Origin of the sequence: Pseudomonas flavocrustae (assembly GCF_029872515.1) — a bacterium.
Taxonomy (GTDB): domain Bacteria; phylum Pseudomonadota; class Gammaproteobacteria; order Pseudomonadales; family Pseudomonadaceae; genus Chryseomonas; species Chryseomonas aestiva.
This window is the reverse complement of sequence record NZ_JAPDIQ010000003.1, coordinates 387,794-409,129: the sequence shown is the minus strand read 5'-3', so window position 1 is coordinate 409,129 and position 21,336 is coordinate 387,794. Positions and strand designations below refer to the sequence as shown.

The window sequence follows — 21,336 nt, the reverse complement described above, 5'->3', positions numbered from 1 at the left end:
AGCGGGTTCCACACGAGAAGGCGTCATCATAGCCGCTGCGATTGCCGGGTGGCCTGGCCTTATTCGGCCGGAGGAGCGGGTAGTGGCAGGTGCATGCGCAGCGTGGTGCCGCGACCATCGAGGCCGTCTTCCACGCTGACTCGTCCGCCATGGGCGCCGACCATACCCTGGCAGATCGCCAGCCCCAGACCGGTTCCCTGCCCACCCCGGTCGCCGCGGGCGGCGGTATAGAACATGTCGAAGATCCGCGTGCGATCCTCGGGCGGAATGCCCGGGCCTTCGTCGGCCACGGCCAGCTGCAGTTCATTGCCCTGGCGCAGCACGCTGATTTCCAGCCGGCCGCCGGGTGCGGAGAAGCGGATGGCGTTCTCCAGCACATTGACCAGCGCCTGTTCGATCAGCGCCGGATGAACCCAGAGCAGCGGCAGGCCCGGCTCGATCCGGGTGGCTACCTGCAATCCGCTCAGCAGCGGCTGCAGGCGCTGCAGGGCGCTGGCGAGGATGTCGCCGGGGTCGACCCAGTCCCGCGCCAGCTGCAGGCTGCCATGGCCCAGGCGGGTCATGTCGAGCAGATTCTGGATATAGCGATCGAGGCGTTCGGCCTCCTGGCGGGTGGCGTCCAGCAACTCCTGGCGATCGCTGGCCGGAATCGCGTCGCCCAGGGTCGCCAGGGCATCGATGGAGCCGCGCATCACCGTCAGCGGCGTGCGCAGGTCATGGGAAACCGAGGCGAGCAGGGCGCTGCGCAGCTGTTCGGTCTCGCCATGCAGGCGCGCGGCTTCGAGATCCTCGCTGAGGCGCACCCGCGCCAGGGCCTGGGCCAGCGGCTGCGCCAGGCTGGCCAGCTGGCGCCGCTCGGCGTGGTCCAGGGGCTGGGCATCGTCACGCCGTACGCCCAATACGGCCAGGCTGCCGCCCTCGCCGAGCAGCGGCCACCACCACCAGCCACCGGAGGGCAGGGTGTCGGTGCCGCAGCCGGCCGGCTTTTCCTGCTTCCAGGCCCATTCGGCGGCGATGCGTTCGTGGTCGGCCAGGAGCAGGTCGCCCGGTTGGGGCACCAGTTGCCCCGCCTTTTCCGGCAGCAGCAGGCAGATGTGGCGCGTCGCATCCCCTAATTGCTTGAGGGTGACGCTGACCACCGCCTGGCGATCGCTGGCGGCGCTCAGCTGGCGGGTGAAGTCCAGCAGCGCCAGGGTCTCGCGCTGGGTGCGGCGCAGTGCCTGCAGCTGGCGCCGCTGGCGGGCGGCCAGGTCACCGGTGAGCAGGGCCATCAGCAGGAAGAAGGCCAGGGTGAGGACGTCCTGCTCGCGGTTGATGGTCAGCGAGAAGGCCGGCGGGATAAACAGGAAATCGTAGGCGAGAAAGCCCAGCAGGGCACAGAACAGCGCCGGACCGCGGCTGCTGCGCACCGCCACCAGCAGGACGGCGGCGAGAAAGATCAGCGAGATATTGGGCAGTTCCAGCAGCCCGGACAGGCCCTCGGCGATGACCGCGGCCACGGCGGTGGCCAGGACGGCGGCGCCATAGGGACCGGGCCTGAGCGCCCGGCGTGGCCGGGCGGTGGGCGGCGCGTCGCGATCCAGATCAAGGATGGCGATCTCCAGCCCCTGGGCCAGGCGCAGCAGGCGACTGGCCAGACGGCGTCGCAGGCTGAAGCCGCGCGGGCGGCCGCGACCGATCAGCAGCACGCTGGCGCGCTGGTCGCGGGCATGGCGGACCAGGGCGCGGGCCGGATCGGTGTCTCTCAGGGTCAGCACCTCACCCCCCAGGCGTTCGGCCAGGCGTTGACTGGCCTGGAGGTTGGCGCGGGCGGTATCGTCCAGCGGCTGGCCGGTATCGACATGGACCAGGGTCCAGGGCAGGTGGCGCTGGTCGGCGAGGCGGCTGGCATGGCGTACCAGGCGCTCCGCCGAAGGCGCGGTGCCGGCGCCGACGATGAGGCGCCCCAGCAGTGGTGGCGCGGCCTGGCCCTGCTGGCGGTATCTCAGGGCGAGCGCCGAGTCCACCTGGGCCGCGGCGGTGCGCATGGCCAGTTCGCGCAGGGCGGTCAGATTGGTCTGGCTGAAAAAGGCATCGATGGCCGCGCGCGCCTGCTCGGGCACATAGACCTTGCCCTCGCGCAGCCGCTCCAGCAACTCCCGGGGTGGCAGGTCGATGAGCACCAGGTCATCGGCGTCGAGCAGCACCTGGTCGGGCACGGTTTCGCGGACCTGGACGCCGGTGATGTCGCGCACCTCGTCGTTGAGACTTTCCAGGTGCTGGACGTTCACGGTGGTATAGACGTGGATGCCTGCGGCAAGCAGGTCCGCGACGTCCTGCCAGCGCTTGGCATGGCGACTGCCGGGGACGTTGCTGTGGGCGAGTTCGTCGACCAGCACCAGTTCCGGCGGGTCGGCCAGCAGGCCTTCCAGATCCAGTTCGGTAAGCTTGAGGCCGCGGTGCTCGACCCGCCGCAACGGCTGCTGCGGCAAGCCGGCGAGGAGGGCAGCGGTCTCCCGCCGCCCATGGGTTTCGACGATCCCGGCGCGCACCCGGCGGCCCTGGCGCAGGGCGGTCTGAGCCGCCTGCAGCATGGCGTAGGTCTTGCCTACGCCAGGCGCCGCCCCCAGGAAGACCTTGAGGCGTCCACGGCCTTCGCGGTGTTCGGCGAGCAGCGCCTCGGCGCGCCCGGTGCTGTCGGTCATGGAGCCAGTTCCGCCAGGGCCAGATTGAGAAGCAGGACATTAACCGTTGCCGGCCCGAAGTGCGAGGTGTGCGTCTGCTCGCTCACCAGGGCGTCCAGCCGCTCCGGTGGGAGACCTCGCGCGGTGGCGATACGGGCGATCTGATAGCGGGCGCCGGCCGGGGTGAGGTCCGGATCAAGGCCGCTAGCGGAGGTGGTCACCAGTTCCTGGGGCACCGGGCCCTGGCCGGCCACCTGCACGTCGGGCAGCGCCTTCTCGATCCGTTCGCGCAGCCCCGGCGCCGATTGGGCCAGGTTGCTGGCGCTGCTGGAGACGGTGGCGTAGTCGCCTGCTGAGGGGCGCGGCTGGAACCACTCGGGGCCGGTGAATTTCTGGGCGATCAGGCGTGAGCCAACCACGCTGCCGTTGGCGCGGTGGAGCAGGCTGCCGCCCGCCTGGTCGGCGAACAGCACCTGGCCGAGCACCGTCACCAGCAGCGGGTAGGCGCCCCCGGTCAGGGCGCCGAGCAGCAGCAGCATCAACACGGCGGAACGCAATTGCATGAGCATGGCGGTCTCCTCAGACCAGACCCAGGGCGCCGAGCGCCAGGTCGATAGCTTTAATGCCGACGAAGGGCACGACGATGCCGCCCAGCCCATAGATCAGCAGGTTGCGGCGCAGCAGGGCGGCGGCGCTGGCGGCCTTGACCCGCACCCCGCGCAGCGCCAGGGGAATCAGCGCGACGATGATCAGGGCGTTGAACACGATGGCCGAGAGGATGGCGCTCTGCGGGCTGGCCAGGTGCATCACGTTGAGCGTGTTGAGCTGCGGATAGATGCCGGCGAACAGCGCGGGCAGGATGGCGAAGTACTTGGCCACGTCGTTGGCCACCGAGAAGGTGGTCAGGGCACCGCGGGTCACCAGCAGTTCCTTGCCCACCTGCACCACGTCGAGCAGCTTGGTGGGGTCCGAATCCAGATCCACCAGGTTGGCGGCCTCGCGGGCGGCCTGGGTGCCGTCGTTCATCGCCATGCCGACATCGGCCTGGGCCAGGGCCGGGGCGTCGTTGGCGCCGTCACCGCACATGGCCACCAGCTTGCCCTCGGCCTGTTCGCTGCGGATGCGCTCCAGCTTCTTCTCCGGGGTGGCTTCGGCGATGACGTCGTCCACCCCGGCCTCGGCGGCGATGGCGGTGGCGGTCAGGGGATTGTCGCCGGTCACCATCACGGTGCGGATGCCCAGGGTGCGCAACTCGGCGAAGCGCTCGCGGATGCCCGGCTTGACCACGTCCTTGAGGTGGATGGCGCCCAGCAGCCGGCCTTCGCCGCAGACCAGCAGCGGGGTGCCGCCGCTCTTGGCGATGGTCTCGATCTCCCGGGCTAGTACCTCCGGCAGGTCGGCACGGGTCTGGCCGAGAAACATCAGCACGGCGTCCACCGCACCCTTGCGATACGCGCGGCCCTGCCAGTCGATGCCTGACAGGCGCGTCTCGGCGCTGAAGGGAATGGGCGTGACCTGGGCGCGCGGCGGCTCTTCCAGTGGGTGCAGGTTGCGCAGGTATTCCACCACCGAGCGGCCTTCCGGGGTTTCGTCGGCGAGCGAGGCATAGAGGGCGCCCTCGGCCAGGGCCTTGGGGGTGATGCCCTGGGCCGCGTACAGGGCGCTGCAGCGGCGGTTGCCGAAGGTGATGGTGCCGGTCTTGTCCAGCAGCAGGGTATGGACGTCACCGGCGGCTTCCACGGCGCGCCCCGAGGTGGCGATCACGTTCAGCCGCACCAGGCGATCCATGCCGGCGATGCCGATGGCCGAGAGCAGGCCGCCGATGGTGGTGGGGATCAGGGTTACCAGCAGCGCCACCAGGAACAGCAGCGGCAGCTCGCCACCGGCCAGGGCGGCGAAGGGCTGCAGCGTCACCACCACCAGCAGGAAGATCAGCGTCAGGCCGATCAGCAGGATGTCCAGGGCGACCTCGTTGGGGGTCTTCTGGCGCTTGGCGCCTTCCACCAGGGCGATCATGCGGTCCAGGGTCGATTCGCCGGGGTTGGCGGTGATGCGCACCCGGATCCAGTCCGACACCACCCGGGTGTTGCCGGTGACGGCCGAGCGATCGCCGCCGGATTCGCGGATCACCGGCGCCGATTCCCCGGTGATGGCCGCCTCGTTGACCGCGGCCACGCCTTCGATGATCTCGCCGTCACCGGGGATCAGCTCGCCGGCTTCCACCCGCACGATCTGGCCCTTGCGCAGCGAGCTGGCCGGCACCATGCGCTGCTCGCCGTTTTCCTCCAGGCGCGCGGCGAGATTCTGGCCGATGCCCTTGAGGCTGTCGGCGCGCGCCTTGCCACGCCCTTCGGCGAGGGCTTCGGCGAAGTTGGCGAACAGCAGGGTGAACCACAGCCAGAGGGTGATCTGCGCCGCCACCCCGGTGCTCACGCCATTGTTGGGCGCCAGGCACAGCAGGGTGGAGAACAGCGCGGTGATCTCCACCACGAACATCACCGGCGAGCGGATCTGCTGGCGCGGGTCGAGCTTGACGAAGGCCTGCCGCAGCGCCTGGCGCCACAGGGTGCCAGGGGTAGGAGTGGGCAGGGTGTGGGTCTGGGCATCCATTTCAACGGACTCCGAACAGTTGCAGATGGTCGGCGATCGGCCCCAGGGCGAGCGTCGGCAGGAAGGTCAGGCCACCCACCAGCAGCAGGGTGATCACCAGCAGGGTGACGAACAGCGGCCCGTGGGTGGGGAAGCTGTTGGGGCCGAGCGGCACGGGGCGCTTGGCCGCCAGGCTGCCGGCGATGGCCAGGACCGGCAGGATGTAGCCGAAGCGACCGATCAGCAGGGCCAGGCTCAGCATCAGGTTGTGGAAGGGCGTATTGGCGCTGAAGCCGCCAAAGGCCGAGCCGTTGTTGGCCGTGGCCGAGGTATAGGCATAGAGCAGCTGGCTGAAGCCATGGGGACCCGTGGCGGCGATTCCGGCGACGCCGGCCGGGACGCTGGCGGCGATGGCGCCCAGCACCAGGACGCCCAGCGGCATCACCAGCAGGGTCGCCACCAGCAGCCGCACCTCGGGGGCTTCCAGCTTCTTGCCCAGGTATTCCGGGGTGCGGCCCACCATCAGGCCGGCGATGAAGACGGCGATCAGCACATTGAGCAGCATGCCGTAGAGACCGGCGCCGACGCCGCCGAAGATCACCTCGCCAAGCATCATGTTGAACAGCGCGATCAGGCCGGTCAGCGGCGCCAGGCTGTCATGCATGGAGTTCACCGAACCGTTCGAGGCGGCCGTGGTGACCGTCGCCCAGAGCGCTGACGCAGTACCGCCGAAGCGCGTCTCCAGGCCTTCCAGGGACGCCCCCTGGGTGATCGCCAGGCCGGCCAAGGCGGGGTTGGCGTGGTTCTGGGCAACGATGGCGACAGTGCCTCCAACCACCAGCAGGCCGAACATGGCGGCGAAGATCGCCCAGCTCTGCCGCCGATCCTTGACGTAGTGACCGAAGCTGAACACCAGGGCCGCCGGAATCATGAGGATGGCCGACAGCTCCAGCAGATCGCTCAGCGCCGTGGGGTTCTCGAAGGGATGTGCGGAGTTGACGCCAAAGAAGCCGCCCCCGTTGGTGCCCAGCTGCTTGATGGCGATCTGGCTGGCGGCCGGGCCCAGCGGCAGCGTCTGGGTCGCGCCCTGCAGGGTGGTGGCGTCGACATAGCTCGCGAAGGTCTGGGGCACGCCCTGCCAGATCAGCAGCAGTGCCAGGGGCACGCACAGCGGCAGCAGCACATAGAAGGTGGCGCGGAACAGGTCGACCCAGAAGTTGCCGATCTCCTGGGCGCTGCGGCGGGTGATGCCGCGGGCCAGGGCGGCGAGCACGGCTACGCCCACTGCGGCGCTGACGAAGTTCTGCACGCCCAGGCCGACCATCTGGCTGAAATAGCTCAGCGAGGCTTCGCCGCTGTAGGCCTGCCAGTTGGTGTTGGTGACGAAACTGATGGCGGTGTTCAGCGCCAGGGTCCATTCCAGCCCGGGCAGCTGCTGCGGGTTCAATGGCAGACTGCCCTGCAGCACGAGGATGGCGAACAGCAGCCCGATGCCCAGTCCATTGAACAGCACCAGGGCGATGGCATAGGTGCGCCAGTCCTGGCCGCGGCCATCGGTGCCCACCACCCTTAGGGTCAGGCGCTCCAGGGGTCCGCCGACAAAGGTCAGCCAGGTCCGCTCGCCTTCCAGCGCGCGGTAGAAGTAGCGCCCCAGGAAGGGCGCTGGAAGAAAGGTCAGGGCCAGAAAGGCCAGGATCAGGAACGCGGCTTGGCTGTCCATGCCGCCTCCCTAGGACCGGCCGGCGCGTAGCAGCGCCGCCAGCAGATAGACGAACAGACCCAGTGCCAGGAGCAGGGCCAGAAGATTCCAGGGGGTCATCACGAGTTCTCCAGAGACGGCCGTTGCCGCGTGGAGAAATTGTCGGGAGGAGGGGCGTAAAGAAGCGAGGCGGGGAGCGGTGGCGGAGCGTAAAGAAAGCGTTAAATCGGCCCCGCCCGCCAGTGCGGGCGGGGCCTTGCGACTATTGCTTGGGCGCGGCCTGCTGTTCTTCCTTGGCCTTCTTGTTGGCCTCGTGGTGACCGATGGCGCAGCCCGCCGCGGCACCGGCAACGCCGTGACCACCGGCAACGTGGCCCGCGGCGCCGCCGACCACGGCGCCCTTGACGCAACCGGCGGCGAAGGTGGCTTGGCTGGCGCCGAGCAGCAGAACAGACAGGGCAAGGGTAGGCAGGAGCTTCATGGTGGCGACCTCTCGTGGGTGCGAAGTAATGTCCTGTAACAATTGACCAGGCCGATCCGTATCAGTTCTCTGGCTCTCCCTCTCGGCCACCAGCGTGCCGTGGACGCCACCCATCACCGGCAGCGTCAGCGGGCCATCGATATCGCGGCCATGGGCCGCTCCTACCGCCTCAGGTATGACTGTAGGCGCGGCCCAAGGCCGCGATCCAGGTGCCAGCCGCAACAAGGCTCGGCCTCCGCAAGAATGAAGAGGTTGCGTTGGAGCCGTTGGCAAGGCGTACTTACTCATGTGGTCGCAGATGCAGCACCGCCCAATAGGCCGGCTTTGGCCGCTGCTGGCGATCGAACAGCAGCGGCTGGTCGTCCCCGGGCGCCCCGGGCTGGTGGTTCAGCCAGCTGTGATCATCGGCCACGCCCCACCAGGTCACCGCGGTGACCTCGGGATGGGCCAGCACCAGGGCCATGAGGTCGCGATAGCGCTCGGCCTGCAGGTTCAGGCGCTGCGCCAGTGGCTGCGGCGGCTGGTAGTCGTGATGCTGGTAGAGACTCATGTCCAGCTCGGTGATCTGGTTTTCCAGTCCGAGGCGGGCGAAGGTGGTGAGCGACTGGTCGATGGCCGCCAGGGATGGCCAGTAGAGACTGATATGGGTCTGGTGGCCGATGCCCTGCACCGGCACGCCCTCGGCCAGCAGGCCCTTCACCACCCGCGCCAGGCAGTCGCGCTTGGCCGGTTCCTGGGTGTTGAAGTCGTTGATGAACAGGCGTGCCTGGGGATCGGCGGCATGGGCGGCGCGAAAGGCCACGGCGAGATAGTCAGGACCGACCACCTGCATCCAGCGATCGTCGCGCAGGCAACTGGACTGATTGGGGTCTATGGCCTCGTTGACCACATCCCAGGCATAGACCCGCCCGCGGTAATGGCCGACTACCGTGGCGATATGCTGCTTCAGGCGCTGCAGCACCTGCTCGCGCGTGGCCGGCTGGCCATCGGCAGCCTGCCAGAACCAGTCCGGGGTGTGGCTGCCCCAGAGCAGGGTATGACCCCGCACCGCCAAGCCGTGCTGTTTAGCGAAGGCGACGAGGGCATCGGCCGGTCCGAAGACATAGCGGTCTTCCTGGGGATGAATGCGCAGGGGCTTCATGGCATTTTCCGCCACCAGACTGCTGAATTGCCGGGCCAGCAGCACCCCGTCGGCGTCCGCGAGTTGTTCGGGCTCGACCGCCGCGCCGATTTTCAGCCGGGCGCCATAGGCCGTGGCCAGGGAGCGCGTGGCAGTCGGCTCCGCGGCCAGGGCAGCGGCATTCCAGAGACCCAGCGACAACAGCAGCGCAAGCAGTGGACGCGGCATCCGGATGATCCTCCAGCAGTCGGTCGTGATGGCGGACGGCCAATCAGCCGTGAGCGTGCTGCGCGTCTTCCTTGGCCTTCGCCGCCAGGTGGTGGCCGATGGCACAACCGGCTACGGCGCCGGCGATGGCATGGTGACCGGCGACATGCCCGGCCATTCCGCCGACCACTGCACCCTTGATGCAACCCGCCGCCAGGCTCGCCTGGCTGAGGCCGAGCAGGGAGACCGACAGGATGACGACCGCAAGACGTTTCATGGGCAGACCTCGGCATAAGGGAACCCGGAGCCTAGAACGTCCGGGTTAAGTGCCGCTTAAGGCTTTCGTAGCGTGGAAAACGGCGCAGCCTTTTTTACCGACAGCCACCAAGGCCGCTCCCGGCTTGCTCCGTGGACAGGCTTCGCCTTGTCCACCCCACGGCGAAACCCCCATAAAAAAACCGCCCCGAGGGGCGGTTTTTCAGTACCGAACGCTAGCGTCAGACTTCGACGGCGGCGATACGGGCTTTCTCGGCGCTTTCACGGAATTCGGCGATCTGGTCGAAGCTCAGGTAGCGGTAGACGTCCGCGGCCATGCTGTCGATGCTCTTCGCGTATTCCATGTATTCCTCGACGCTGGGCAGCTTGCCCAGGATCGAGGCCACCGCGGCCAGTTCCGCCGACGCCAGGTAGACGTTGGCGCCGTCGCCCAGGCGGTTGGGGAAGTTACGGGTGGAGGTGGACACCACGGTGGCGTTGGCGGCCACGCGGGCCTGGTTGCCCATGCACAGCGAGCAACCCGGCATTTCCATGCGCGCACCGGCCTTGCCGTAGATGCCGTAGTAGCCTTCCTCGGTCAGCTGGTGCTGGTCCATCTTGGTCGGCGGCGACAGCCACAGACGGGTCGGGATCGAACCCTTGACCTTGTCCAGCAGCTTGCCGGCGGCGCGGAAGTGACCGATGTTGGTCATGCAGGAACCGATGAACACCTCGTCGATCTTGTCGCCGGCCACCTGGGACAGCAGGCGGGCGTCGTCCGGATCGTTCGGGGCGCACAGCACCGGCTCGTTGACCTCGGCCAGGTCGATCTCGATGACTTCGCTGTATTCGGCGTCGGCATCGGCGGCGAGCAGTTCCGGGTTGGCGATCCAGGCTTCCATGGCGCGCGCACGGCGCTCCAGGGTGCGGGGATCACCGTAGCCTTCCTCGATCATCCAGCGCAGCAGGGTGATGTTGGACTGCAGGTACTCGGTGATGGACTCGGGCGACAGCTTGATGGTGCAACCGGCGGCGGAACGCTCGGCGGAGGCATCGGACAGCTCGAACGCCTGCTCCACGGTCAGGTCTTCCAGGCCTTCGATTTCGAGGATGCGGCCGGAGAAGATGTTCTTCTTGCCCTTCTTCTCGACGGTCAGCAGGCCCTTCTGGATGGCGTAGTAGGGGATGGCATGCACCAGGTCACGCAGGGTGATCCCGGGCTGCATCTTGCCCTTGAAGCGCACCAGGACCGATTCCGGCATGTCCAGCGGCATGACGCCGGTGGCCGCGGCGAAGGCCACCAGGCCGGAACCGGCCGGGAAGGAGATGCCGATCGGAAAGCGGGTGTGGGAATCGCCACCGGTGCCGACGGTGTCGGGCAGCAGCATGCGGTTCAGCCAGCTGTGGATGATGCCGTCGCCCGGACGCAGGGAGACACCGCCACGGGTGCGGATGAAGTCCGGCAGGGTGTGGTGGGTCTTGACGTCGATCGGCTTGGGATAGGCCGCGGTGTGGCAGAAGGACTGCATCACCAGGTCGGCGGAGAAGCCCAGGCAGGCCAGGTCCTTCAGCTCGTCGCGGGTCATCGGGCCGGTGGTGTCCTGGGAGCCGACGGTGGTCATCTTCGGCTCGCAGTAGGTGCCGGGGCGTACGCCCTCGACGCCGCAGGCCTTGCCGACCATCTTCTGCGCCAGGGTGTAGCCCTTGCTGCTCTCGGCCGGCTGATCCGGCTTGTTGAACAGGTCGGTCGGACCCATGCCCAGTTCGGCCCGTGCCTTCTCGGTCAGGCCGCGGCCGACAATCAGCGGGATACGGCCGCCGGCGCGGACTTCGTCCAGCAGCACGGGGGTCTTGAGTTCGAAGGTGGCGAGCACCTCGTCGCTGCCATGGCAGGTGACCTTGCCGGCTTTGGGATAGACGTCGATGACGTCGCCCATTTCCAGCTCCGACACGTCGAATTCGATCGGCAGGGCGCCGGCGTCTTCCATGGTGTTGTAGAAGATCGGGGCGATCTTGGAGCCGAAGCAGAAACCGCCAGCGCGCTTGTTCGGCACGTAGGGGATGTCATCGCCGAAGAACCACAGCACCGAGTTGGTGGCGGACTTGCGGGAAGAACCGGTACCGACCACGTCACCGACGTAGGCGACCGGGAAGCCCTTGGCGCGCACTTCCTCGATCTGCTTCAGCGGACCGATGCTGCCTTGCTGCTCGGGCACGATGCCGTCGCGAGCCATCTTCAGCATGGCCAGGGCGTGCAGCGGGATGTCCGGACGCGACCAGGCGTCAGGGGCGGGAGAGAGGTCGTCGGTGTTGGTTTCGCCCGGCACCTTGAACACGGTCAGGGTGTACTTCTCGGCGATTTCCGGACGCTTCCTGTACCACTCGCCTTCGGCCCAGGACTGCAGGACGGCCTTGGCGTGGGCGTTGCCACCCTTGGCTTTCTCGGCCACGTCGTGGAAGGCATCGAACATCAGCAGGGTGTGCTTGAGCTGTTCGGCGGCCACGGCGCCCAGTTCGGCGTCGTCCAGCAGCTCGACCAGGGTGGCGATGTTGTAGCCGCCCTGCATGGTGCCCAGCAGTTCGGTGGCGCGCTGGCGGGAGATCAGCGGGGACTGGGTTTCGCCCTTGGCGACCGCGGAGAGGAAACCGGCCTTCACATAGGCGGCTTCGTCGACGCCCGGCGGTACGCGGTTGGTAATGAGGTCGACGAGAAATTCTTCTTCGCCGGCCGGGGGATTCTTCAGCAGTTCGACCAGACCGGCCGTTTGCTCGGCGTTCAGCGGCTGGGGCACGATGCCCTGGGCGGCACGCTCTTCTACGTGGTTACGATAGGCTTCAAGCACAGGTTGACCCTCATCAGTGGTCCAATATTGCGTCCGGGGGCTGGCGCCCCGGAATGTATCCGGCAGGGTATGACGGGGGAGGCTGCGGGCAGGACCGCCGTCGCGCCGGACGCATTCCGCCGGAAGCTGTTTTCAAAGTTTTACGCCGGCTGCTGAAGAGCTGATCGGCGGCAGGGCGGTTGATGAGGCCGCCGCTGCCGGATCACCGGATACTTTGCTCGTGACGCTTTGAAAACAGCTTCGTATCGGACATTGCGCCTATAAGGCTGCCTAATTCTACGCCAAGCCTCGGGCGAAGTTAAGCGCTGCGTTGTCGCATCTGCTCCCGGTCGTTGGACCCCGGCGGCAGGCTAGCGGCCCAGATGGGCGAAGCGTCCACTGAAGGGCTTGGCGATGGGGTAGGCCAGGTCGCCATGCTTGCTGGTGCCCAGCCCCAGGTCCACCAGGGACTCGGCCAGCTTGACCGCGGCGCTGACGCCTTCGATCACCGGGATGCCGATGGCCTCGCTCAGGGCCTCGCGCAGATCGGCCATGCCGCCACAGCCGAGCACGATGGCGCCGGCGCCTTCCTCGTCGCGGGCGCGGCGACCCTCGGCGGCGATCAGTTCGATCAGGCTGTCATCGGCGGCTTCCAGGGCCAGTACCGGCAGGTCGATACAGCGTACCGAGGTGCACAGTTCGGCGAAGCCGTACCGCTGCAGCAGGTGCTCGGCGATGATGCGGGTGCGGGTGAGGGTGGTCACCACGGCGAACCGGGTGGCCAGCAGACTGGCCAGATGGAAGCCGGCCTCGGCGATGCCCAGCACCGGCCCCCTGGCCATTTCCCGCGCCGCGAGCAGGCCCGGATCGCCAAAGCAGGCGATGACATGGGCCGCGCAGCCCGCCTCGACGCCCTTGCGCATCTCTTCGATCACGCCGACCGCGGCCACGGCCTCGTCGTAGTGACTCTCGATGGACACGGGGCCGGCTTCGGGATTGCTGGCGAGGATGGTGGTGCCCGGACGGGCGATGGCCTGGGCCGCGCGACCGATCTTGGCGGTCATGCTGGCACTGGTATTGGGATTGATGACCTGGATCTGCATGAGGGGCCTCAACTGCGTTTGAAGATGCTGCGGAAATCGGGCTCGGCGGCCGTGGGCCGGTCGATCCGGAGGGATTCGCGGATCAGGCGCAGGTGGCGCGCCATCCAGTCGCTGGCGGCCGCACCCTCGCCCCGGGCGAGCAGGTCCAGCAGGTCTTCGTGCTGGCCGCAATCGCAGCCCAGGCTGTGCCGCGAGCCGTAGATGGCGATCAGTAGCGAAGAGCGGCTGGCCAATTGGGCGACCTGTTCGGTCAGCACCTGATTGTCGGCCAGCGCGGCGAGTTCGACGTGAAAGCGCGCGGACAGCTGGATCGCCAGGCTGTGGCGCCCGCCGTGCTGGGCCTCGTGCTCCTCAAGGCAGAGCTGGCGCAGGGACGCCAGCTGCGCGCTGTCGACCCGGGCGGCCACCAGGGGCATCAGCGCCGGCTCGATCAGCTGGCGCGCGGCGAGGATGTCCTGGGCTTCCTTGGCGCTGGGCTGGGCGACCTGGGCGCCGCGATTGGCGCGCAGGGTCACCAGGCGTTCCAGCGCCAGTCGCTGCAGCACCTTGCGGATGCCCGTGCGGCTGATGCCGAAAGTCTCCGCCAGGGTGTCTTCCGGCAGCCGGGTACCCGGCGCCAGGCGATGCTCGACGATGGCCTCGAGGATGTCCTGGTAGATCCGCTCGTCCCGGGGAGAGGCGGCAACGGCGAGTGACGCGGGTACTGCACTCATGGGCTGACTCCGGCGATTTGCCTGAATTGTATACAAAGTCTGGGGCGCTGACGATGCGCGAATGCGTCGGGATCTGTGCGCCAAGGTAGCGCCTCATTGCCACCTAACGCCCCAGGGGAGTGCATCCCCGGTAACGCTCCGGCGTCTGACTTAGAGCCTCCTTTCCTGGAAATTTCCTATGGAGCCAGCGAGTTAAGACCATTCCGGAGCACCTGGCACGGACTCTGCCTGGAGGGATTGTATACAAAACAAGGCAGGCGCCGTATGCAGGTGCCCGCCACCACGGAGGAGGCGATCCATGAACCAGCAGATTCCCCCGGGCTACAGCCCACGTCTGTACAACGAAGACCTCGGCCCGGTCGAGCAGAAATGGAATTGGTACAACATCTTCGCCTTCTGGATGAGCGACGTGCACAGCGTTGGCGGCTATGTCTTCGCCGCCAGCCTGTTCGCCCTGGGCCTGGCCAGTTGGCAGGTGCTGATCGCCCTGCTGGTAGGGATCTGCATCGTTCAGGTGATCGCCAATCTGGTCGCCCGGCCCAGCCAGCAGGCTGGCGTGCCCTATCCGGTGATCTGTCGCCTGGCCTTCGGCGTCTTCGGCGCAAACATCCCGGCGGTGATCCGCGGCCTGATCGCGGTGGCCTGGTACGGCATCCAGACCTATCTGGCCTCCAGTGCCCTGGTCATCGTGGTGCTGCGCTTCTTTCCCGCGCTGGCGGTCTATGGCGACAGCAGCTTCCTGGGCCTGTCCTCTCTCGGCTGGGGCGGCTTCCTCACCCTCTGGTTCCTCCAGGCCTGCGTCTTCTGGGCGGGTATGGAATCCATCCGCCGCTTCATCGACTGGGCCGGTCCGGCCGTCTATGCGGTGATGTTCCTGCTCGCCGCCTGGATTGTCTGGCGCGCCGGCTGGAGCAACATCAGCTTCACCCTGGCGGAAAAGCAGCTGACCGGCTGGGCCGCCTTCGGCCAGGTGATCGTCGCCATCGCCCTGGTGGTGTCCTATTTCTCCGGGCCCACGCTCAACTTCGGTGACTTCAGCCGCTACTGCCGCTCCATGCAGGATGTGCGTCGCGGCAATTTCTGGGGCCTGCCGATCAATTTCCTGGCGTTTTCCCTGGTCACCGTGGTGATCGTGTCCGGCACCCTCCCGGTGTTCGGCGAGATGATCCACGATCCCATCGCCACCGTGGCCCGCATCGACAACACCACCGCGGTGCTGCTCGGCGCCTTCACCTTCGTCACCGCCACCATCGGCATCAACATCGTTGCCAACTTCGTTTCGCCGGCCTTCGACTTCGCCAACGTGGCGCCCAGCAAGATCAGCTGGCGCGCGGGCGGCATGATCGCCGCGGTGGCCTCGATCTTCCTCACCCCCTGGAACCTGTTCAACAACCCCGAGGTGATCCACTACACCCTGGACGTCCTGGCTGCCTGCATCGGCCCGCTGTTCGGCATCCTGCTGGTGGACTACTACCTGCTGCGCAAAGGCCGGATCGAGGTCGATGCGCTGTTCGACGACACCCCGAATGGCGCCTATTGGTACAGCGGCGGCGTCAACTGGGTGGCGGTGCAGGCGCTGGTTGCCGCGGCGCTGATCGGGTTGTGCTTCACCTTCGTGCCCTGGTTCAAGCCGATCGCCAACTTCGCCTGGTTCACCGGCTGCTTCCTCGGTGGACTGTTCTTCTACGGGTTGAGCCGCCGCAGCGCCAGTCCGGTGGCGAGCCGGGGTGTCGCCGCGGTGTGATCCGCATCCTGTGATCAGGATGGGATTCTGTACGACCGGCGCGGGCCACCCGCGCCGGTCGTTGACGTTTCCGGCTAGACTAGGCGTTTTGCTCCAAGGCTTGCCGCCCATGCCCGCTCCTGTCATCAAGACGCCCTGTGTCGGCCTGTGCTCGACGATGTTCGGCGACCACGTCTGTCGTGGCTGCAAGAGATTCCACCACGAGGTGGTGAACTGGAATCTCTACAGCGAAGAGGAGCGGCGCGCCGTGTGGGCACGTCTGGAGCTGCTGCTGGTGCAGGTGGTGTCGGCCAAGGTCGATGTCTTCGATCCGGCACTGTTGCGCCAGCAGTTGCAGCAACGCAGCATCCGCTTCCGGCCCGATCAGTCGGAGTATTGCTGGGCCTATCAGTTGCTGGCCCGGGGCGCGCGCCACATCCAGCAACTGGATGCCTATGGGCTGCGCCTGCTGCCGGAGTTTCGCGATCGCCCGCTGGCCGAGTTGCGCGACGCCATCGACCGGGAATTCTTCCTGCTCTCCGAAGCCCACTACGACCGCTACATCGCCCCGCGCTTCCTGCTCGAAGGCATCGACAGCCGCGTCTGAACGCCAGCAGGCAGGCGGCGCTGCCCAGGCGCCTGCCTTTCTCTATAATGCGCGGCTTTTGCACGGGAGCACGCTGATGTCCTTGCCCGAGATGAATGAATTCCTCGGTTGCCGCACGCCGGATGCCTGGGTCGAGGCCGCGCTGCAGGACCTGCCGACGCTGCTGCAGGACCACGCCAACAACGAGAAGAAGGCCGCCGGCGCCGCCTTCCACTATCTGTTCACCTATTCCAATCGCGCCGAGCTGTCCTGGAAGATGTCACGCATCGCCCGCGAAGAGCTGCGCCATTTCGAACAGGTGCTGCAGATCATGAAGCGCCGTGGCATCGAGCACCGCAACGTCAGTTCGGCCCGCTATGCCGGCGCCCTGCGCAAGCTCTGCCGCAACCATGAGCCGCTGAAGCTGACCGACAGCCTGGTGATCGGTGCCTTCATCGAATGTCGCTCCTGCGAGCGCTTCGGTGCGGTGGCGCCCCACCTGGACGCGGAGCTGGGCAAGTTCTACAGCGGCCTGCTGGCCTCCGAGGCCCGGCATTTCCAGGACTATCTCAAGCTCGCCTATCTCTATGGCGAGCGCGACGACGTCGACGCCAAGATCGCCGAGGTCCGCGCCCTGGAGGTGGAATTGATCACCTCCAGCGATCGCGAGTTGAGATTCCACAGCGGGATTCCAACCGCTGCTTGAAGCGCATTATTTGCAGGCCTTGGTCTCGCCGACATAGGGATTGCCGCGCCCCATGATGCAGGCCAGGCGCTGGTTGCGCTGACGCTCCCAGGCCTCCGGCGGATACTGCTTGGTCCAAGCGGTGTAGAGCTGGCGATCCTGCTTGGACAGGCGCAGGTCGTAGCGATCGCTCATGTAGAAGTAGGTACGGGCGACCATGCCGCGGATTTCCGGGCGGGGCATGGCGGTCTTGGCCTTGAAGTCCACCACCATCTGGCAGGCGCCATACTGGTTGGGCTTCTGCGGCAGCCAGCCGAAGGCGAAGTTGCTGCGGTCGCCATTGACCTCGCCGACCACCGGTACCAGGTTGAAGAGGTCGGCCTCGGCCTTCTGGTACACCGGGTCGTTGGCCGTGCAGTTCTGGCGACCGCCTTTCTGCCAGCACTGGCGCTGGTGGCCGATCACCCAGGCGGGGACGATGTGTTCCCACTCGATGCGGCTGGCGCGCTGGGCGCTCTTGCGCGGGACGTAGCCGCAGCTCTTGAGGTCCACGGTCTTGCCGCTGTAGTGGCAGCCGCAATAGAAGTCGACGCCTTGCTTGGCATAGACCTTGGCCGCCACTACCTTGGCTTCGCCGAAGGTACGCGGCGGCTGCGGCGGCTGGGGCGTCGCCAGGGCGCTCAGGGAAGCCAGGCTCAGGCAGAACAGCAGGGCAGGGCGCAACGACATTTAGAATCCGTCCGAAAAAGCGCGGATACTACCGACCCGCTCTTGGTCGCGGTGTGACTGGGTTCACTGGAAGCCGTCCCGCGTCCGCCCGCCAATCAGGCGGAACACGATTCGATATCAATGACTTAGAGGTATGGCATGGCAGCCTGGGACATCTTTTGCACGGTGGTGGACAACTATGGCGACGCGGGTATCACCTGGCGTCTGGCCCATCAGCTGGTCGCCGAGCATGGCCAGCAGGTCCGCCTCTGGATCGACGACCTCTATCCCCTGGCGCGGATCCAGCCGGGGGTCGATGGCACCGCCGAGCAGCAATGGCATCGCGGGGTCGAGGTGCGGCTCTGGCACGCCGACTGGACGGCGGCCGAGCCCGGCGACGTGGTGGTGGAAGCCTTCGCCTGTCAGTTGCCGGAAGGTTTCGTCACCGCCATGGCGCGTCGCGCCGAGCGCCCGCTCTGGCTCAACCTGGAATACCTGAGCGCCGAGGAGTGGATCGAAGGCTGTCACGCGCTGCCTTCGCTGCAGCCCACCGGGCTGAACAAGTACTTCTTCTTTCCCGGCTTTACCGCCAAGGTGGGCGGGCTGCTGCGTGAGCAAGATCTGCTCGATCAGCGTGACGGCTTCCTCCAGGCTGCCGCGGTCCGGGACGACTTTCTCGCTGGGCTGGGCGTGCGGCGCCAGCCCGGGGAGCGGCTGTTCTCGCTGTTCGCCTACGAGAACCCGGCGCTGATCGACTGGCTCGACGCCCTCAGCGCCGGCGCCCAGCCTACCTGCCTGCTGGTGCCGGAAGGACGGGTGCTGGCGAACGTCGCCGCCTGGCTCGGCGTGGACTGGCTCAAGGCCGGCGACGGCCACCGTCGCGGCGCCCTGCGGGTGCAGGTGCTGCCCTTCGTCTCCCAGCAGGAGTACGACCGGCTGCTGTGGTGCTGCGACTTCAATGCCATCCGCGGGGAGGACTCCTTCGTCCGCGCGCAGTGGGCGGCGCATCCCTTCGTCTGGCACATCTACCCGCAGGAAGAGGACGCCCACTTCGTCAAGCTCGAGGCCTTCCTGGCGCGCTATGTGGCGTCTGGCACTCCTGAACTGGGCTCCGCGGTCAGTGCCCTGTGGCTGGCCTGGAACGGTCGCGGCGACCTGGCAGCCGCCTGGTCGGCGCTGGACACACAGGTCGGGGAATGGCGTCTGTTGGCGCGTGACTGGAGCGATCGGATGGCTTCTCACAGCGATCTTGCCGCCAGCCTGGTGCATTTCCATACAGATTGGCTATCATATGGCGCCTCGAAATCCCGTTCTTCCATCCATACGGATAACCGCATGAAAACCGCACAAGAGTTCCGTGCCGGCCAAGTGGCCATGATCGACAACGCTCCCTGGGTCATCCAGAAAGCTGAATACAACAAGTCCGGCCGTAACGCTGCAGTGGTCAAGATGAAGCTGAAGAGCCTGCTCTCCGGCAGCGCGACCGAGACCGTCTTCCGCGCCGACGACAAGCTCGAGCCGGTGATTCTGGATCGCAAGGAAGTGACCTATTCCTACTTCGCCGATCCCCTGTACGTGTTCGTCGACAACGACTACAACCAGTACGAAGTCGAGAAAGACGACCTGGGCGATGCCATCGCCTTCATCGAAGACGGCATGACCGACGTCTGCGAAGCGGTGTTCTACAACGACCGCGTCATCTCCATCGAACTGCCCACCACCATCGTGCGCCAGATCTCCTACACCGAGCCGGCCGTTCGCGGCGACACCTCGGGCAAGGTCATGAAGACCGCTCGCCTGAACAACGGCTACGAGCTGAAGGTCTCCGAGTTCTGCGACATCGGTGACCACATCGAGATCGACACCCGTACCAACGAGTACAAGTCGCGCGCCAAGGTCTAAACCCGGCGTCTCGCTAGAAAGCCCGGCTTGCCGGGCTTTTTGCTGTCTGGCGCTCCGCTGGCGGTGCGCCGGACAACGGTTTCCGAATCTGTTCGCTTCTGGGTAGTGCGCCGTGGAATTGCTGTCTCAGCTCTTGATCGATATCGCCCTCGGGGCGGTGCTGGGTGTGGTGGGTGGGTTGTTCGGCATCGGCGGTGGCTTGATCGCCATTCCGGTGCTGGCCCTGCTGTTCGGCCTCGACCAGCAACTGGCCCAGGGCACCGCCCTGGTGATGGTGGTGCCCAACGTGCTGCTGTCGGTCTACAAGTACAACCAGCGCAATCGCATCGACTGGCAGCGCGCCGGTCTGCTGGCCGCCGCCGGCATGCTCTCGGCCCTGGCGGGTACGGCGCTGGCGGTGTCCCTGGACGCCCGCTCCATGCGCCACGGCTTCGTCGGCTTCCTGCTCGTGCTGGTGCTCTACAACCTCTGGCAACTCTATCGCCGTGGCCAGCCGCCGCTGACGACGCCGAGTCGCCTGGGGCTCGGGGTGCTGGGGCTGGTGGCGGGGCTGGTCGGCGGGCTGTTTGGCGTCGGTGGCGCGGTGATCGCCACCCCCATTCTCGCCGGGGTGATGGGCATGACCCAGGTGGCGGCCCAGGGCATGTCCCTGGCCATGGCGCTGCCGACCACTGGGGTCACCCTGGCCAGCTATGCCTGGCATGGGGAAGTCGACTGGAGCGTGGGTATTCCGCTCGCCCTGGGTGGACTGCTCAGCGTGAGCTGGGGCGTGAAGTTGGCGCACCAGTTGCCGGAGCGGCTGCTGCGTCTGCTGTTCTGCGGTTTCCTGCTGCTGTGTGCGGTGCTGCTGGCGCTGCGCTGACTACTGCCGAAAGCCCTCGGCGATGTGCTCGGCGAGGGTGTCGATGATCGGCGAGGCGCTGCGCGGATTGCGCAGCAGTTCGATGGAGCAGGCCGGCAGGTCGGGCATGCCGTCGGCCTCTCCCAGCCGGCGCAGCTCGCTCGGCAGCAGGCTTTCCAGCTGCGCGGTGACGGCGAGGCCGGCCTTGACGATGCCGAGCAGGGCGGCAAGGCTCGGGCTGCTGTAGGCCAGGCGATAGCCGCGGCCGCGATTGTCCAACGCCCGGCGCGCCCATTCGCTGAGAAAGCACGAGGTGTTGAACATCGCCAGCGGCAGCGGATCGCGCTGGTGGATATCGAAACCCGGCGCCTCCGCCCAGATGAAGCGCTCGCGACGCAGGGGCAGGCCGATCTCGTTGCCCGGTTCACGGGTGACGATGGTCAGGTCCAGGTCCTGGCGTTGCAGCAGGCCGGCGGTGGTCTCGCAATGGACGTCCACCTGCACCAGCGGATAGGCCTTGGCGAAGCCCGCCAGGATGCCGGGAATGAACCTCATCACGTAATCATCGGGGGTGCCGATACGCACCGTACCCACCATGTGCGGTTCGCGCAGGGTGGTCATCACCTCCCCATGCAGCTTGAGGATGCGCCGGGCGAAGCCCAGCAGGATCTGACCCTCCGCCGTCAGGCGCACCTGGCGGCCCTCCCGTTCGAACAGCCGCCGCTGCAGTACGTTCTCTTCGAGCTTGCGCATCTGCATGCTCACCGCCGACTGGGTGCGATTGACCACCTCGGCCGCGCGGGTAAAGCCGCCTTGATCGGCGATGGCGACGAAGGTGCGCAACAGATCGGTCTCTATGCTCGGATAACTCATGGCATCAACCAGGCGAATGGATCGCATCAGAAAGATTCGTTGGATTGATGTTATGCCAGCTTTCAGACTTGAGCCATACCCCCTGGAGCAGGAGATTCACCATGGCTCAGCTCATCGCTCACCAAGATTCGTCTGCGCGTACCCCGGGTGTTCCGGGCGTCATCTTCCGTCTGCGGCAGGTCTGGGCCTGGTTGCGCCGGGCGGTCGAGCTATCTCGTCAACGCCGGGCCCTCTATCGACTGGATGAGGGCGCGCTGCACGACCTCGGCCTGAGTCGCGCCGATGCCTGGCAGGAAGCCGACAAGCCGTTCTGGCGGCAACCCGCAGAGGAGGGCCGCCGCCGATCCTGCTAGGGTGGAAGATCAC

The 21,336-nt window shown here is 66.9% G+C and carries 19 protein-coding genes and 1 pseudogene; 7 read left to right on the top strand and 13 right to left on the bottom strand.

The annotated features are described in order from the left end of the window. Positions 1-59: 59 nt before the first annotated feature. From OMP44_RS09830 to OMP44_RS09780, 11 genes are all read right to left on the bottom strand, one after another. A complete protein-coding gene (locus OMP44_RS09830; protein ID WP_280307567.1) occupies positions 60-2,684 on the bottom strand; it encodes a DUF4118 domain-containing protein in 2,625 nt (874 codons plus the stop codon). Continuing rightward, positions 2,681-3,232, bottom strand: a complete 552-nt coding sequence (gene kdpC, locus OMP44_RS09825) for a potassium-transporting ATPase subunit KdpC (RefSeq protein ID WP_280307566.1) — start codon at positions 3,230-3,232, stop codon at positions 2,681-2,683. The genes OMP44_RS09830 and kdpC overlap by 4 nt, the downstream gene beginning before the upstream one ends. A gap of 10 nt (positions 3,233-3,242) precedes the next feature. Beyond that, positions 3,243-5,273, bottom strand: coding sequence for a potassium-transporting ATPase subunit KdpB (gene kdpB, locus OMP44_RS09820; protein ID WP_280307565.1), 2,031 nt, complete (start codon positions 5,271-5,273; stop codon positions 3,243-3,245). 1 nt (position 5,274) lies between these two features. Then, the gene (kdpA, locus tag OMP44_RS09815; RefSeq protein ID WP_280307563.1) at positions 5,275-6,972 is read right to left on the bottom strand and encodes a potassium-transporting ATPase subunit KdpA; all 1,698 of its coding nucleotides are present in this window, start codon (positions 6,970-6,972) and stop codon (positions 5,275-5,277) included. 9 nt (positions 6,973-6,981) lie between these two features. Next, positions 6,982-7,071, bottom strand: a complete 90-nt coding sequence (locus OMP44_RS09810) for a potassium-transporting ATPase subunit F (protein ID WP_017640468.1) — start codon at positions 7,069-7,071, stop codon at positions 6,982-6,984. A 142-nt stretch (positions 7,072-7,213) separates the two neighbouring features. After that, positions 7,214-7,432 carry a hypothetical protein gene (locus OMP44_RS09805; RefSeq protein ID WP_158897040.1) on the bottom strand — a complete coding sequence of 73 codons (219 nt, stop codon included), beginning with the start codon at positions 7,430-7,432 and terminating at the stop codon, positions 7,214-7,216. 280 nt (positions 7,433-7,712) lie between these two features. Next, entirely contained in the window at positions 7,713-8,780 is a 1,068-nt protein-coding gene (locus OMP44_RS09800) for an endo-1,4-beta-xylanase (protein ID WP_280307560.1), read from the bottom strand. A 43-nt stretch (positions 8,781-8,823) separates the two neighbouring features. Beyond that, entirely contained in the window at positions 8,824-9,036 is a 213-nt protein-coding gene (locus OMP44_RS09795; protein ID WP_082900463.1) for a hypothetical protein, read from the bottom strand. Positions 9,037-9,256: 220 nt separating this feature from the next. Further along, positions 9,257-11,857, bottom strand: coding sequence for a bifunctional aconitate hydratase 2/2-methylisocitrate dehydratase (acnB, locus tag OMP44_RS09790; RefSeq protein ID WP_280307558.1), 2,601 nt, complete (start codon positions 11,855-11,857; stop codon positions 9,257-9,259). Positions 11,858-12,207: 350 nt separating this feature from the next. After that, positions 12,208-12,939 carry an aspartate/glutamate racemase family protein gene (locus OMP44_RS09785; RefSeq protein ID WP_187979385.1) on the bottom strand — a complete coding sequence of 244 codons (732 nt, stop codon included), beginning with the start codon at positions 12,937-12,939 and terminating at the stop codon, positions 12,208-12,210. Positions 12,940-12,947: 8 nt separating this feature from the next. Then, positions 12,948-13,652, bottom strand: a complete 705-nt coding sequence (locus tag OMP44_RS09780) for a GntR family transcriptional regulator (protein ID WP_133860668.1) — start codon at positions 13,650-13,652, stop codon at positions 12,948-12,950. Positions 13,653-13,950: 298 nt separating this feature from the next. Between OMP44_RS09780 and OMP44_RS09775 the strand changes: the two genes are divergently transcribed. The 3 genes from OMP44_RS09775 (at position 13,951) to OMP44_RS09765 (ending at position 16,667) form a co-directional block, all read left to right on the top strand. After that, complete coding sequence (locus OMP44_RS09775; protein ID WP_280307555.1) at positions 13,951-15,396, top strand: NCS1 family nucleobase:cation symporter-1; 1,446 nt, start codon at positions 13,951-13,953, stop codon at positions 15,394-15,396. 109 nt (positions 15,397-15,505) lie between these two features. Beyond that, positions 15,506-15,982, top strand: a complete 477-nt coding sequence (locus OMP44_RS09770) for a DUF1289 domain-containing protein (RefSeq protein ID WP_133860666.1) — start codon at positions 15,506-15,508, stop codon at positions 15,980-15,982. Between the two features lie 73 nt (positions 15,983-16,055). Then, the gene (locus OMP44_RS09765) at positions 16,056-16,667 is read left to right on the top strand and encodes a MiaE family protein (RefSeq protein WP_166655902.1); all 612 of its coding nucleotides are present in this window, start codon (positions 16,056-16,058) and stop codon (positions 16,665-16,667) included. Between the two features lie 6 nt (positions 16,668-16,673). Here the strand turns inward: OMP44_RS09765 and OMP44_RS09760 are convergent, their stop codons facing one another. Further along, positions 16,674-17,375, bottom strand: coding sequence for an endonuclease (locus OMP44_RS09760; RefSeq protein ID WP_133860664.1), 702 nt, complete (start codon positions 17,373-17,375; stop codon positions 16,674-16,676). Between the two features lie 138 nt (positions 17,376-17,513). Between OMP44_RS09760 and earP the strand changes: the two are divergent. The 3 genes and pseudogenes from earP to OMP44_RS09745 form a co-directional block, all read left to right on the top strand. Next, a pseudogene (gene earP, locus OMP44_RS09755) lies at positions 17,514-18,641 on the top strand (elongation factor P maturation arginine rhamnosyltransferase EarP); the annotation flags it as partial. Positions 18,642-18,689: 48 nt separating this feature from the next. Next, positions 18,690-19,256 (top strand): elongation factor P, encoded by a 567-nt coding sequence (gene efp, locus OMP44_RS09750; RefSeq protein ID WP_166655901.1) that lies wholly within the window; start codon positions 18,690-18,692, stop codon positions 19,254-19,256. Positions 19,257-19,377: 121 nt separating this feature from the next. Further along, the gene (locus OMP44_RS09745) at positions 19,378-20,118 is read left to right on the top strand and encodes a sulfite exporter TauE/SafE family protein (RefSeq protein WP_187981359.1); all 741 of its coding nucleotides are present in this window, start codon (positions 19,378-19,380) and stop codon (positions 20,116-20,118) included. Here the strand turns inward: OMP44_RS09745 and OMP44_RS09740 are convergent, their stop codons facing one another. Further along, positions 20,119-20,970 (bottom strand): LysR substrate-binding domain-containing protein, encoded by an 852-nt coding sequence (locus OMP44_RS09740; RefSeq protein ID WP_187981358.1) that lies wholly within the window; start codon positions 20,968-20,970, stop codon positions 20,119-20,121. 101 nt (positions 20,971-21,071) lie between these two features. On the opposite strand from OMP44_RS09740, the gene OMP44_RS09735 reads away from it, so the two are divergent. Continuing rightward, entirely contained in the window at positions 21,072-21,323 is a 252-nt protein-coding gene (locus tag OMP44_RS09735) for a DUF1127 domain-containing protein (RefSeq protein WP_187979382.1), read from the top strand. Positions 21,324-21,336: the final 13 nt, after the last annotated feature.

Coding starts and splice junctions, on each gene's coding strand:
- kdpA (WP_280307563.1), bottom strand. CDS start 6,972: ATGGACAGCCAAGCCGCGTTCCTGATCCTGGCCTTTCTGGCCCTGACC.
- OMP44_RS09770 (WP_133860666.1), top strand. CDS start 15,506: ATGCCCGCTCCTGTCATCAAGACGCCCTGTGTCGGCCTGTGCTCGACG.
- OMP44_RS09775 (WP_280307555.1), top strand. CDS start 13,951: ATGAACCAGCAGATTCCCCCGGGCTACAGCCCACGTCTGTACAACGAA.
- OMP44_RS09795 (WP_082900463.1), bottom strand. CDS start 9,036: ATGAAACGTCTTGCGGTCGTCATCCTGTCGGTCTCCCTGCTCGGCCTC.
- OMP44_RS09760 (WP_133860664.1), bottom strand. CDS start 17,375: ATGTCGTTGCGCCCTGCCCTGCTGTTCTGCCTGAGCCTGGCTTCCCTG.
- OMP44_RS09800 (WP_280307560.1), bottom strand. CDS start 8,780: ATGCCGCGTCCACTGCTTGCGCTGCTGTTGTCGCTGGGTCTCTGGAAT.
- OMP44_RS09735 (WP_187979382.1), top strand. CDS start 21,072: ATGGCTCAGCTCATCGCTCACCAAGATTCGTCTGCGCGTACCCCGGGT.
- OMP44_RS09810 (WP_017640468.1), bottom strand. CDS start 7,071: ATGACCCCCTGGAATCTTCTGGCCCTGCTCCTGGCACTGGGTCTGTTC.
- OMP44_RS09830 (WP_280307567.1), bottom strand. CDS start 2,684: ATGACCGACAGCACCGGGCGCGCCGAGGCGCTGCTCGCCGAACACCGC.
- efp (WP_166655901.1), top strand. CDS start 18,690: ATGAAAACCGCACAAGAGTTCCGTGCCGGCCAAGTGGCCATGATCGAC.
- OMP44_RS09780 (WP_133860668.1), bottom strand. CDS start 13,652: ATGAGTGCAGTACCCGCGTCACTCGCCGTTGCCGCCTCTCCCCGGGAC.
- kdpB (WP_280307565.1), bottom strand. CDS start 5,273: ATGGATGCCCAGACCCACACCCTGCCCACTCCTACCCCTGGCACCCTG.
- OMP44_RS09785 (WP_187979385.1), bottom strand. CDS start 12,939: ATGCAGATCCAGGTCATCAATCCCAATACCAGTGCCAGCATGACCGCC.
- kdpC (WP_280307566.1), bottom strand. CDS start 3,232: ATGCTCATGCAATTGCGTTCCGCCGTGTTGATGCTGCTGCTGCTCGGC.
- OMP44_RS09740 (WP_187981358.1), bottom strand. CDS start 20,970: ATGAGTTATCCGAGCATAGAGACCGATCTGTTGCGCACCTTCGTCGCC.
- OMP44_RS09805 (WP_158897040.1), bottom strand. CDS start 7,432: ATGAAGCTCCTGCCTACCCTTGCCCTGTCTGTTCTGCTGCTCGGCGCC.